The organism is Conexibacter stalactiti, assembly GCF_033542075.1.
In the GTDB taxonomy this organism is placed as follows: domain Bacteria; phylum Actinomycetota; class Thermoleophilia; order Solirubrobacterales; family Solirubrobacteraceae; genus Conexibacter; species Conexibacter stalactiti.
In genome coordinates, this window is record NZ_JAWSTH010000033.1 from 1 (window position 1) to 13799 (window position 13799).

Annotated in this window: 7 protein-coding genes and 1 pseudogene; all 8 read left to right on the forward strand. The window is 73.3% G+C overall.

The genetic code is table 11. The annotated features are described in order from the left end of the window. Positions 1-1050: pseudogene (locus R7226_RS13840) on the forward strand (hypothetical protein); the annotation flags it as partial. Positions 1051-1200: 150 nt separating this feature from the next. Further along, positions 1201-4497: an HtaA domain-containing protein gene (locus R7226_RS13845; protein WP_318597760.1), complete on the forward strand. Its 3297-nt coding sequence runs from the start codon at positions 1201-1203 to the stop codon at positions 4495-4497. Positions 4498-4602: 105 nt separating this feature from the next. Further along, positions 4603-5463 carry a bile acid:sodium symporter family protein gene (locus R7226_RS13850; RefSeq protein WP_318597761.1) on the forward strand — a complete coding sequence of 287 codons (861 nt, stop codon included), beginning with the start codon at positions 4603-4605 and terminating at the stop codon, positions 5461-5463. Between the two features lie 67 nt (positions 5464-5530). After that, on the forward strand, positions 5531-6343 hold the full coding sequence (locus R7226_RS13855) for a hypothetical protein (protein ID WP_318597762.1): 813 nt from the start codon (positions 5531-5533) through the stop codon (positions 6341-6343). A gap of 89 nt (positions 6344-6432) precedes the next feature. Continuing rightward, the gene (locus R7226_RS13860) at positions 6433-8343 is read left to right on the forward strand and encodes a kelch repeat-containing protein (protein WP_318597763.1); all 1911 of its coding nucleotides are present in this window, start codon (positions 6433-6435) and stop codon (positions 8341-8343) included. Between the two features lie 102 nt (positions 8344-8445). After that, positions 8446-10101 (forward strand): hypothetical protein, encoded by a 1656-nt coding sequence (locus R7226_RS13865; protein ID WP_318597764.1) that lies wholly within the window; start codon positions 8446-8448, stop codon positions 10099-10101. Positions 10102-10183: 82 nt separating this feature from the next. After that, the gene (locus tag R7226_RS31730) at positions 10184-10360 is read left to right on the forward strand and encodes a PASTA domain-containing protein (RefSeq protein WP_404827841.1); all 177 of its coding nucleotides are present in this window, start codon (positions 10184-10186) and stop codon (positions 10358-10360) included. 130 nt (positions 10361-10490) lie between these two features. After that, positions 10491-13709 carry a YncE family protein gene (locus R7226_RS13870; RefSeq protein WP_318597765.1) on the forward strand — a complete coding sequence of 1073 codons (3219 nt, stop codon included), beginning with the start codon at positions 10491-10493 and terminating at the stop codon, positions 13707-13709. Positions 13710-13799 lie beyond the last annotated feature (90 nt).

The window sequence follows — 13799 nt, forward strand, 5'->3', positions numbered from 1 at the left end:
GGTGGCGGCGGCTGGACCGGCGGCGGCGGTGGCGGTGCCGGCGCCTCCAGAGGCACGGACTACGGCGCCGGCGGCGGTGGCGGCGCCGGCGGGCAGAACTTCCTCGCGACCGCGGCGACCGCGACCTCGGAGAGCCTTGCGACGGCGCTGACCGACGGCGTCGCGATCGTCACCTACGAGCCGCTCGCGGCCCCTGTCGTGACGACGCAGCCGACGCTCTCCGGCGTCGTCGCGGTCGGCAGACAGCTGACCTGCGAGCCGGGCGCGTGGAGCGCCACGCCGGCGCTCGCGTACGCCTGGCTGCGCGGCGGCAGAGCGATCACGAGCGCGAGCAGCGCCAGATACACCGTGCAGAGAGAGGACGTCGGCGAGCAGCTCGCCTGCCAGGTGACCGCGACCAACGCGGCCGGCTCGGCGATCGCGAGAACGCCGGCGGTGCTCGTCCCCGCGGCCACGACGGCGACATTGGCCAACACGGTCGTCCCGGTCGTCACCGGCACGGCGACGGTCGGCGGCAGACTGACGTGCAACCCGGGCGCGTGGGCGGCCGCGACGACGCCGAGCTTCACCTACGCGTGGCTGCGCAACGGGATCGCGATCGCGGGCAAGACCGCATCGAGCTACGCGCCGGTCCAGGCCGACGCCGGGCAGGTGCTGCAGTGCACGGTCAGAGCGAGCGCGGGCGGCGCGAGCGCGACGGCGCAGTCGTTCGCGGTCGGCGGTCCGGCGCGGCTGGTCGTGCTGAACACGACGCTGCTCGTCTCGCGCAGAGGGGCGGTCACGATCCCGCTCGGCTGCTTCGGTCCGACGGCATGCAGAATCGGCGCGATCTCGGTCAGCGGCGGCGGCCAGACGCTCGCGCGCGCCGCCGCGCGGACGATCCGCGCAGGCGCCACCGCGAAGGTCGCGCTGACGCTCGCCAAGCGCGGCCGCAGCCGCCTCGCGCGCGCCGGAGCGGCGCTGACGGTGCGGATCGTCGCGACGCCGGCCGGGGGCTACGGCGGCAACGTGCGCGCCCAGTTCGTCGCGCTGCGGGGTACGAACGGGTAGCGGCGGAACACGCCGGAAAGGAGCTCTGTGACGGGCCTGAAAGCGAGCGGTGACGGGCCTTGTTCCGGTCTTCGCAAGCGCTCGGGCCGGTGGTGGCGAGGTGCCAAGTTAGGCTAACCTAATAAGGGTTCCCTAACGCTTGAGGTACAGATGTCCCACCGCACCATTTCGCGGTCAGCGTGGCAGGCGCTGATCGCGGCACTCCTCGCCGCCGCGATGCTCGTCGCGACGGCCGCGACCGCACCGGCGCGCGCCGACGCCGCCGGCGCGGTCGCGATCACGGAAGGGGAGGGGCTGCTGTGGGGCATGAAGCTCTCCTGGCGCAACTACACGGGGATCGGCACCTGGTCGGGCGGCGTCGAGTACCTCGGCGGGGCCGACGGCTACCGCTGGCCGTTCAGATCGGGCAGCTACGACCCCGAGACGCACAGAGCCGAGCTGCAGTTCGGCGGCACGGTCCGCTGGACCGGCCACGAGGGCGCGCTCGACATGACGATGAGCGATCCGCGCCTGACCATCGACGGCGATGACGCCCGCCTGAGCGTCAAGGTCATCAGCCGCAGCGAGTCGACCGGCAGACTCGAGGACTTCGGCGAGATCTCGCTCGTCACGATCGCGCTGAGAGCCGACGCGCTCAGAGTCGCCGACGGCAGAACGAGCTGGAGCGCGCTCGCGACGGCGCTGACCGCCGACGGCGCCAGAGCGTTCAGCAGAAACTACCCGACGGGCAACCCGATGGACTCGGTGTCGACGACCTACACCGGCCCCGGCGGCCTGCCGAGATCGACCGAGGAGCCGCTCGTCGCCGCCGGCTCGCTGGCGCTGAGCGAGACCGCGCGCGTCACGCCCGATCCGGAGCGCAAGACGTACGGCATCCACTACGACTACGGCCACAACCTGCTGCACACGGTCGTCGGCGGCGGCGACGGCCTCGTCGCGCTCGATCCCGCCACCCTCGCGCCGGTCGGCACCCCGTTCGGCTCCAGCCAGAGCGTCATGTTCGAGAACTACCCGGCGTCGACCGGCGACCCGAACACCGGCATGCTGTTCGACTCCCGCGCCGGCACCACGTACGCCTTCGAGTGGGACAGCGCGGCGAGAAGCTACAGCCAGACCACGCTCCCGGGCACCTTCACCGCGAACGTGCTCACCTACGACCGGCACAGCGGCCGCCTCTTCGCCGCCAACGGTGACGAGCTCGTCACCTGGAAGCGCGAGAGCGGCGCCTGGGTGCAGACGAGATACACCCGCAGAGGCGTCAGCATGAACGCCGACGCGCGCGCGGCGCTGGCGGTCGACGGCTACGGCGACGTCGTCGTGACCGCCGCCAGCCAGCGGCCGGTGCGGCTGACCTTCGACGGCACGACGGCGACCGCCTCCTACCTGCCCGGCGACTACAGCAACCCGACCGCCGTTCAGGAGCAGTTCAACAAGCCGACGACGGTCCAGCCGATCCCCAGCGGCGGCTTCTACCTGACCAACTACCACGGCCAGGTCTTCACCGCCCAGCGCGACGAGGACGGCGTCATCAGACAGGTCGGAGAGCGCGTCAGACTCGGGCTCGGCACGGTGCTCGCGAGCGCCATGGACATCGGCAGCGGCAGCTTCATGGCGGTCGACACGGCCACCAACCGGATCGGCTTCGTCGAGAGATCGAAGGCCGCCGGCGTGCTCTCGGTCGGCAGCCCGATCGGCGTCTTCGTGCTGAACCCCGTCGCCGTCGCCGCCGGCGCCAACGGCACCGTCTACGTCAGCTCGGAGAGATCGCTGATCAAGTACGAGCGCGTCGCCTACGCGGCCAGCGTGACGACCGCCCCGCAGGACGTCACGATCCCGCTCGCGGCCGGCGTCGAGAGCGGCACCGCGACCTTCACCGCCGCCGCGACCGGCAGAGGCTGGGGCGGCACCACTGCGACGCCGACGGTGCGGTGGCAGACCCGTGCCGGCGCCACCGGCCGCTTCGCCGACATCCCCGGCGCGACCGCTGGGACGCTGACGCTCCCCGTCACCGCCGACGACAACGGCCGCCAGGTGCGGGCGATCTTCACGAACGTCGCCGGTCAGGTCGCCGCGCCCGCGACGATCACGGTCAACACCGCCGCGGCGATCGCCGTGCAGCCGGCCGACGTCGCCGTCACCAGCGGCACGACCGCCGAGCTGAAGGTGATGCCGGTCGGCAACCCGGCGCCGCAGATCCAGTGGCAGCGCAAGGTCGGCGGCTTCTGGACCGACGTCGACGCGGAGTCCGGTGACTTCGACGTCGACGGCGGCTTCCTGCGCGTCCCGAACGCGGCCGTCGAGATGGACGGCGCGCAGTTCCGCGCCCGTCTGCGCAACCAGATCACGCCGGGCTCCGACGCCTGGAGCACGGTCTTCACCCGCACCGTGACGCTGAAGGTCTCGGCGCCGGTCACCAGCGCGGTCACGTTCGGCGGCGGCACGCTCGACTGGGGCTTCGCGAACCGCTGGCGCTGCTACATCGTCGGCAACGTCGCGCGCGGCGGCATCGTCGTCTCCGGCGGCGCGACGCAGGTGCCCGGCACGCTCGCGACCGGCAACCTCTGCGACGGCCGCGACGCCGGCTCGGAGATCGTCCGGTTCGGCATCCGCGGCGGCAGCTACGACCCGGCGACCAAGGCGCTGGAGCTGAGGCTGCGCGGCAGCGTGCGCTTCTGGGGCCATGACTACCACGTGCCGGGCAGCACGAGACCGCAGCTCGACACGACCTTCTCGAACCTGCGGCTGGTCGCCAACGGCGCGACCGGCACGCTCTACGCCGACACCAACGGCTCGACGATGGAGGCGCCGGACCCGGTCTCGCGCACGAACGTCCCGCTCGTGACGGTCACGCTGCCGTCCGATCCGGTCGGGCGCGACGGCGGGCTCGACTGGAGCGGGCTGGAGACGGCGCTGACCTCCGCGGGCCGCGCGGTCTTCGGCAACTACCCGGAGGGCGAGCCGTTCGACCCGATCGCGCTGTCGGCCACGTTCGGCACGCCCGAGCCCGATCCGCAGCCGCAGGTCACGCCGGTGATCCCGGCGCCGCCGACGACGCCCGTCGCCCCGGTCGCGCCGCAGCCGGTCAAGGCGCTCGAGGCGATCGTGCCCGGCAAGACGGCGCTCACCGTCAACGCCCGGCGCGTCGCGCAGATCGCGCGCCTCAACTGCCCGGCCGGCGGCAGAGCGTGCACGGTCACCGTGCCGAAGCGGGTGACGCTGAAGATCGCCGGCAAGCGCCTGCGCGCGATCGTGCTGGCGCCGCGCACGATCGCCGCGGGCCGCAGCGCGACCGTTCGCGTGCAGCTGACGAAGGCCGCGGCGAAGCGGCTCGCCGGCCGCAGAACGACCGTCAGCGTGCGCGTGAAGGTGAGCGCCAGAGGTGGCAGAACGGTCACGCGCGTCGTCAAGGTGACGCTGAAGGGCGCGAAGAAGAAGGCCAGCCGCTAGCGAGCTCGCCCGCTCCGCCGTCGTCGCCGCGCGCGGCGACGACGGCCGGCGGGCGACCGCCGGACCGGCGCGGGCGCCGTCGAACCGGATTAGGGTCGTGAGCGGATGGAAGACTCGCTGCTCACGACGATCCTGCTGCCCGCGGCGCTGGGCGTGATCATGATCAGCCTCGGGCTGGAGCTGACGCGCGCGGACTTCGCGCGGATCGCGCGCCAGCCGCGCAGCGTCGCGATCGGCCTGGCGAACCTGCTGCTGATCTCGCCGGCGCTGGCGTTCGCGATCGCGACGCTGTTCGACCTGTCGCCGGGGCTGGCCGTCGGCCTCGTGCTGCTCGGCGCCTCACCCGGCGGCACGATGGCGAACGTGCTGACGCACCTCGCGCGCGGCGACACCGCGCTGTCGGTGACGATGACGGCGATCAGCAGCCTCGCGGCCGCGGTCACGGTGCCGCTGTACCTGGAGCTGGCCGCCAACCACTTCGACGCCGGCGCGCTCGTCGGCGACGTCGCGATGGGCGGCATCGTCGCGCGCGTGCTGCTGGTGACGGTCGTGCCGGTCTCGCTCGGCATGGCGATCCGCGCCCGCTGGCCGGAGCGCACGCGGGCGGCGCGCCCGACGGTCGCGAAGGTGGCGGTGACCTTGTTCCTGCTCGTCGTCGTCGGCGCGGTGATCGCCGAGCACGAGACGGCGCTCGAGAACCTCGGCGAGGTCGCGGCGGCGGCGCTGGCGCTCAACGTCGCCGCGATGGTCGTCTCCTTCTCGGTCGCGAAGCTGGCCCGTCTCGACGACCGCAGCGCGACCGCGATCGCGCTGGAGCTGGGCGTCCACAACGCGACGCTGGCGATCGCGATCGGCGCCTCGCTGGCGGCGGTGCTGACGATCCCCGCCGCCGTCTACGCGATGTTCATGTTCGTCACCGGCGGCCTCTTCGCCCGCCTGATGTACCACCGCAACATCCGCGTCTGACGTTCGGCAGAGCGGCGGTCGCCGTTGGTGCATTGGGCGCCGGGCGGCCGCACCGCATGCTGGGACGATGGACCGCTTCGACCACCACTGGCGCCTCGGCGCCGTCGCGCTGCTGTGCGCCGCCGCGCTGAGCGCCTGCGGCGGCTCCGACGAGCCGGCGACCACCACGAGCGCCGGCACGACGCCGGCCGCCGACACGACCGCGACGACCTCGCCGACGACGACCGAGTCGCCCGCGACGACGACCGAGTCGCCTGCCGCGACGACCGAGGACCTGCCCGACAACGGCTTCGCGGGCCAGAGCGCGAACAACATCCTCGCCGCCGCGAGAACCTCCGCGCAGCAGGCGTTGTCGGTCCATGTGATCGGCGAGGTCGACGACACCTCGTTCGACATCACGTTCGTGCGCGACGAGGGCTCGGTCGGCAGCGTCACCGTCGGCGACACGAGCTTCGAGATCATCGCCGCCGGCGACCGCTTCTTCATGAGAGGCGATGACGCCTTCTACGAGGAGATCGGCGGCGCGAGCCTCGCCGAGCTGATCGGCGACAGATGGCTCGCCGGCCCGGTCGACGACCCGCAGTTCTCCGGCGTCGCCGCGCTCGCCAACGTCGACCGCCTGCTGGAGGAGTCGCTCGACCCCAGCGGGGGGATCGAGAAGGGAGAGGCGACGGAGGTCGACGGCCGGCCCGCGATCGCGCTCGTCAGCGACGAGGGCACGCTCGACGTCGCCACGACCGGCACCCCGCTGCCGCTGCGGATCACCGCCCAGGACGACAGAGGCGTGATGACGTTCGAGGGCTGGGACGAGGAATTCGAGATCCCGATCCCCGGCGAGTCGATCGACGTCTCCGAGCTGCAGAGAGGCGCGACGAAGTAGGGAGGGGCGGCGCCGCGGCGTCCCGCTTCGCGCGGCGCCGCGCCCCGTGCTGAAAACGAGACGATTGAGTCTCGCTGTACGGTCCGTCGATGGTCACCAGAACGCTGCGTCGCACAGGGATCGTCGTCGGACTGTCGGCGGCCCTGGGATTCGCCGCCGGCGCGCCGGCGCTCGCCGCGTCCGGCTGGGAGCCGACCGGCAGCATGGCGGTCAGAAACCGCGCTCACGCCGTGGCGCTGCTGCCGGACGGCGACCCGCTGGCGATCAGCGGCTTCGACGGCGGCTTCGACGTTCCGTCCGCCGAGCGCTACGACACCGCGACCGGAACGTGGACGATGGCTGCGCCGGTGCTCGTCCCGCGCCACTACGCCTCGGCGACGCGGCTGACCGACGGCCGCATCCTCGTCACCGGCGGGGATACCGCCACGGGGATCACGACGAGCTCCGAGGTGTACGACTCCGTGGCGAACACCTGGACCGCGACCGGCGCGCTGAACACGCCGCGCAACGGCCACTCCGCCGTGCTGCTGGGCGACGGCAGAGTGCTGGTGATCGGCGGCTCCGACGACGCGCGCCTCGCGAGCGCGACCGGTGAGGTGTACGACCCGGCGACCGGCTTCTGGACGACGACCGCGAACAGAATGAGCGACGGGCGCGAGAACCTCAACGCCGCGCTGCTGGCGGACGGCAGAGTGCTCACCACGGGCGGCTTCAACGCGAGCCCGTCGACGACCTTCCACGCCAGCGCCGACGTCTACGATCCGGCGACGAACAGCTGGAGCCCGGCCGCCTCGATGGCGACGGCGCGCGGCCAGGCCGCCACGGCGTCGCTGCCCGACGGCCGGATGCTCGTCGCGGGCGGGGTCAACCGCGACGGCTTCGTGTCCGGGATCGAGCTGTACGACCCGGCGGCCGGGTCGTGGTCGTCTGGCGGCAGACTGCCGTACGGCGGGAACATCGCGTACGCGGCGACGCTCGACGACGGTCGCGTGCTGGTCACCAACGACGCCAGCCGCACGACTCCGCTGATCGATCCGGCGAGCGGAGCGATCTCTTCCGCATACGCGATGAGAGACCTGCGGGCACTGCCGTCGCTGACCACGCTGAGGGACGGCAGAGTGCTCGCCGCCGGCGGCAGCAGCCTGAGCAGCGCCGAGCTGTTCACGCCGCCGACCGAGCGCAGCTCGACCGTGCCCGAGATTGGCTCGGTGAGGGTCGGCGAGACGGTCGAGCGCGACGTGACCGTCGCCAACGCCGGCGGCAACCGCATGTGGATCGACGGCAGCGCGATCGCGGGCGCCGACGCCGGCGACTTCGCGATCGTCACCGACGGCTGCGCCGGGAGGGAGCTGGCGCCGGCCGCCAGCTGCGTCGTGCGCGTCCGCTTCACGCCTTCGGCCGTCGGCGCCCGCGCGGCGCAGCTGACCTTCGACGACAACGCCGAGAGCTCGCCGGCCGCGCCGCTGGCCGGCGTGGGGGCGACGAGAGCGGTCGACCCGCCCGTCGATCCGCCGGTTGGCCCGCCGGTCGTTCCGGTGGTGCCGGCGCCGCCCGCGGCCCCGCAGACGCCGGCGCCGCCGGTCGCTCCCGGAGCACCGGCGCGGCCGGCAAAGCCGCCCGTCAAGCGTCGCGCGATCGAGCGCTTCCGGCTGACGCCGAACTGCGTGCGCCCGACTGCCAGCGGCGTCGTGCGCGTCGACTTCCGGCTGCGCCTCGCGACGCTGCGACCGGTCGAGCTGCGGATCGCGCGCGGCGTCGGGACGAAGGGGATGGCGCGCTGCCCCGCGCCCGATCCCAACCGCCGCTTCACCGGCAGGCTGCGGGGCGTCCAGAAGGTCAGCAGGCTGGCGCCGACCGCCGTCGTCGCGACCGTCTCCGGCCGCCGCACGATCCGGCTGAGACTGACGCCCGGGCTGTACCGGCTGACGATCCGAGCGCGCACCGAGCACGGTTTCTCGCGGCCGGCGCACCGCTGGCTGCGCGTGATCGCGCCGCGCTGAGGCCGGCACGACGCCGTCGGGCCGGCGAATCAGCCTTTCCGCCCGACGGCGAGCGACCTTCGGAGGAGGTGGGAGGGGCGCGACCGCGGCTTTACTCGCGCGGTGCGTCTCCTCCTTTCATTTCCCCTCCTGCTGCTGGCGCTCGCTGCCGCGGCGATTCCCGTCACCGCGCCGGCCGTCGCAGGGGCCGCCGCCCCTGCTGGCGCCAGACAGGGCCCGACGAAGCAGCGCTGCCCGCAGGACACGGTCCCGATCGTGCGGGAGCGCGGCCGGAAGCTCGTCCCCGTGCGCGACCGGCGTGGCCGCCTGCGCTGCCGCGCGCTCGCCGTCGGCAAGCCGCCCGCTCCGAGCGCGACGGCGATCGGTCAAGCCGGGACGATGACCGACGCGCTGCACCGGGCGCAGGCGATCGACCCGCGCGCGAGCGCGCGGCTGGAGCGGGCGCTCGGTCGCAGAGGTGCGCGGCGGATCGTCGACGTGACGCTCGACGGCTGGAAGCGGGCGGCGGCCGCGGCCGGCGCGACCCGCGCTGCCGCCGCCGGAGACGGCGACACGGAGACGACCACGTTCGCGCCCCACGACGGCGTCAGAGGCTCGCTGACGATCGGCATGCAGGAGGTCAGCGGCGCCGACAGCGGCTCGACGACGACCGCCACCGCGACGGTCGAGGCGAGCCGCGACGGCATCACCGAGCTGGCGCCCGGCCTGACTGACAAGCTCGCGGCTGACCTCGAGCGGGTGAGAGGGGAAGCGAGGGTCTCATTCGAGGACAAGATCGCGGCCTGCCCGTCAGACAGAGGTGAGCGCAGAGGGAGCGTGAAGGCGAGAGGCAGCGTGAAGATCACGGTCGAGCGCGACGGCAAGCCGCCGCTCGTCGTCGAGCAGTCGGTCGAGGCGGAGTTCACCTACACCTCACGGGCCGACGGCACGCTCGACGTCGAGGTCCGCACGACCTTCCAGTCGTCGGGCAGCGGCGTGCCGACGCAGACCTACCGCGGCCGCCGGCTCGGCCGCGGCTTCGGCCGCGACGCGATCCTCGATTCCAGAGACGTCGAGGGCGCGCTGAGACGCGACGCCGAGCACTTCGACGACTCCGCCGGCGGCGTCTTCGGCCCCAAGGGCGGCTGGAACTACGCGCGCGGGATCGGGTACAGCGACCTGCGCTCGATCGACAACATCAAGGCGATGGTCACCGCCGCGGTCCACACGGACCTGCTGATGCTCGCCGGGCTGGAGTACGCGCGCAAGGTCGCGCTGAAGCGCGCCGACAGAGAGGAGTGCGGCTACACGGTGGCGCTCAACGTCGACGGGCGCGGCGTCTTCGCCACCCACGACGCTGCCGGCCAGATCGCGGTGACCGTCCCGGCGAGAGAGGTCGGCGAGAACGCCTGGACCGCGACCGGGCCGCTGACCTGGAACGGGCTCGTCTTCACGACCAAGCACGAATGCGGCTACGTCGCGCCGGTGGGCGACGGCGGCACCTTCACGGTCGAGCTCGACCGCACCGACGAGGGCAGGCTGCGCGTGACGTGGAGCTACGACCGCGCGATCGCGACCGCCAGCGTCGACTGCCCCTCAACCGGCAGCTTCGACCCGCCGCCGGTCCCCGGCCAGCCGGGGCCGGGCCTCCCCGGCATCGGCCCGATGAGCTTCGAGCTGCCGCTCGAAGGCGGCTCCCAGGTCGTCACGGGCGGCGTCCAGGACAGCGGCGAGGGCTTCTTCAACGACGGCGTGCTGACGGTCGCGCGGGTTCGCTGACGGCGGCGCGGGGGAGGAGGCGACCCAGCGGCGCCGCACTGCTCCAAGAACTGGCGCGTTCGCGCGCGGCGTCGCGCGCGGACTGCTCCGCCAGCTCGATTGCAAGATCGGCAAGGTCACGCAGAGACGCTCGGCGAGCGTTCCGAAGGGCGCCGTGATCTCGACGCAGCCCGGCCGCGGCCTGTACAGAGCCGGCAGCTCGGTCCGCATCGTCGTCAGCTCCGGCAAGCCGCCGCGGAAGGCGGCGAGACGCCGCTGAGCGCGCGTCGTCACACGTCCGCAACACGCCTCCGCACGATCTTCACAGCACCGTCACCGTGAGATCACAGGTGGCGTGTCAGCGTTGGTCACGGTGACGCTCGTCCGTCATTCCCCGGAGGAGCCCTTCCTTGACGATCCCCACGCCGCCCGCGTCCCCGGACGCGGGCGCTGCCCGTCCCGCGCGTGCGTCCACCCGCCGCCGCGCGCTCGCCGCGTCCGGCGCGGCGCTCGCGCTTGCGCTTGCGGGCCCGTCGCTCGCGTCGGCGGCCTCGACCGTCTACGCCGTCGGCGGCACGACCAGCACCGGCTTCGTCGCGCCGATCGACCTCGGCACGAGAGCCCTGGGCACGTCGTTGAGCGTCAACGGCACGCTCAACGACATCGCGATCGCCCCGGACCAGCTGACCGCGTACGCGATCAGCGGCACGAGCTCGACCGGCAAGGTGACGCCGGTCGACGTCGCGACCAACGCGCTCGGGACCGACATCACCGGCGCGGCGCTGACGAACGCCAGAGGCGGCGTCGTGTCGCCCGATGGCGACACGCTCTACGTCATCACCACGACGACCGTCGTGCCGATCGACCTGTCGGGCGCGACGCCGGTCCTCGGGACGGCGATCGCGATCCCCGGCGCGAGCGGGCTGAACGTCTCCGAGGGCGGCGTCGCGATCACGCCGGACGGCGAGACGCTGATCACCGCGCGCCGCAACGCGCTCGTCACCGTCGACCTCACGACCGGCACCGCGACCGCGATCGACGCGTCGCAGGGCTCGGGCGACATGGAGATCTCCGCTGACGGTGAGACCGTCTACGTCGCCGCCGGCAACGGCGCGAGAGTGCTCGTCTTCGACCTCGCGAGCAGAACCGTCACCAGAACGCTGACGACGACCGGCAACGCCCGCGCCGTCGAGCTCTCCAGAGACGGCGGCGAGCTGTACGTCCCGGCCGTCGGCGGCACCTTCTCCACCTTCGAGCTGGCAACCGGCGAGCGCCACGACGTCGACATCAGCGCGACCAACAGCACGCCGACCGGCCTCGTGATCACGCCGAACGGCCGCGAGGCGTGGATCCCGGCGACCTCCGGCAACGTCGTGATGGTCGACCTCGTCACGGACGCGGTCGCCGCGACCCTGCTGCCGACCCCGGCCCGCAAGATCGCGGTCGCCGTCTCGCCGCCGAACCCGGCCGGCGCTGCGGCGCCGGTGATCACCTCGAACGTGCCCGACCAGGCCGGCGTCGTCGGCGACCCGACCAATCCCGGCGTGACGATCGAGGTCAGCCAGCTCGACGAGTACGGCGACCCGGTCCCGCCGTCGGACCTGACGGTGACGGCCGCCTCCGCCAACGAGCTGTCGCTCCCGACCGCCGGCGTGACCGTCGTCGGAACCGGCCCGCGCCGCTCGGTCCTCTTCACCCCGATCGCATTCGGGCAGTCGGACGTGACGCTGACGGTGACGGGCGCCGGCGGCAAGACGGCGTCGCTGGCGGTCCCCTACGGCACCACCAACGCGACGACGACGACGAGCCGCGTGCTGCAGGGCGTCTCCGATCCCTCGACCGCGATCGACGTCGGCGACGGCTACATGATCGTCGCGGAGGACGAGTCGAACGAGCTGTTCCTCTACCGCGACGACGTTTCCGGTCCGGCACTGCGGGACTTTCCGATCGGCGCCTCGCCCAACCCCGACGACGGCTCCGGCGGCGAGATCGACCACGAGTCCTCGGCGCGCAAGGGCGACGTCGCCTACTGGTTCGGCTCGCACGGCAACAACAAGACCGGCGGCGTCGAGCGGAGCCGGCACACGGTCATCGCGACGCGCATCTCGGGCAGCGGCGAGCAGGTCGAGCTGACGCGCATCGGCGCCTACGGCGGCGTGCGGCGCGACCTCGTCGCCTGGGACATCGCCAACGGCAACCCGCTCGGCCTCGACGCCGCCCAGAGCGGCAGACCGGACAGACTCAGCGGCCTCAACCTCGAGGGCGTCGAGTTCTCGCCCGACGACAGAGCGCTCTACCTCGGCTTCCGCTCGCCGGTGCTGCCGCACGAGGTGGGCGGGAAGGCGCTGATCGTGCCGCTGCTCAACCTCGAGGGCGTCACCAGCGGTCGCGACGCGAGCGCCCGCTTCGCCGATCCGATCCTGCTCGACCTCGACGGCATGAGCATCCGCGAGCTGCGCAAGAACGCGGCCGGCCAGTACCTGGTCCTCGGCGGCTTCTACCCGGGCGGCGGCACCCCGGAGCAGGCGCTGTTCAGCTGGACCGGCGAGCGCGATGACGCGCCGGTGCGGCTGACGACGCCGGTGCCCAACAGCGAGGAGGCGTTCGCCGACGCCCCGGCGGCGTGGGAGGGCTTCGGCGCGATGCCCGAGACGCTCGTCCCCGGCGCGCAGGTGCGGCTGATCATGGACCAGGGCTTCGTCGAGTTCGCGCCCGGCGGCACGAAGAACAAGCAGCAGTCGAACCCGCGTCATCGCAAGGCGCGCACCGATCTGTTCACGCTCGCCGGCACCGTCGGCGCGCAGGTCGACGCGGCCGCGCCGACATTCGCCCCGCAGGCGGCTGGCACGACCAGCCTCGGCAAGTGGGTGACGATCACCAACAGCGGGGCGCAGAAGCTGGTGGTCGACGGCGTGCGCGTGCGCGCGGACGACGACGACTCGGCCGGCGAGTTCCTCATCGGTCAGGACGACTGCGCCGACCTGACGCTCGGGATCGGCGACAGCTGCCGCGTGCAGCTGCGCTTCTCGCCCTCGCGCGTGCAGGCGACCTCCAGCGCTGACCTCGTCGTGAAGGGCAATCTGCCCGGCGGCGAGGCGACGGTGGCGCTGAGCGGCACGAGCACGACGCTGCCGAGCGGGGCCGACGGCGAAGACGGGCAGAACGGCTCGCAGGGGCCGAGAGGCGAGCAGGGCGAGCCGGGCAGCTCCGGCAACGACGGGGCCGGCGGCCCCGCGGGCGCCGGCGGTCCGGTCGGTCCCGTCGGACCGCTCGGACCCGTCGGGCCGGCCGGCCCCGCCGGCCGCGACGGCACCTTCGTCGTCTCGGCGAGAGCCTCGAGAGCGTCGGTCCGCCGCGGCCGCACCGCGCAGTACACGCTGACGCTGCGCAACGGCACGAGCGCGGCGCTGCCGTCCGCGACCGCGTCCGTGCGCACGCCAAGAGCGCTGCGCGCCGGCCGCACCCGCGCGGTGCGGGTCGCGACACTCGCCGCCGGCCAGTCGCGCAACGTGACCCTGCGGCTGCGCGTCGGCGCCGCCGCACGGGTCGGCACGCACCGCGTCCAGCTCCGCCTGCAGCTCGGCGGCAGAACGATCACGCGCACGGTCGCCGTGCGCGTGACGCGCTGAGCGGCGGCCGAGCCGCGCTTGCGACAGCGCGCGCCGGGCGGGCAACGACCCGCCCGGCGCGCACGTCCGCGGGCAGCACGGCGCCGCGCC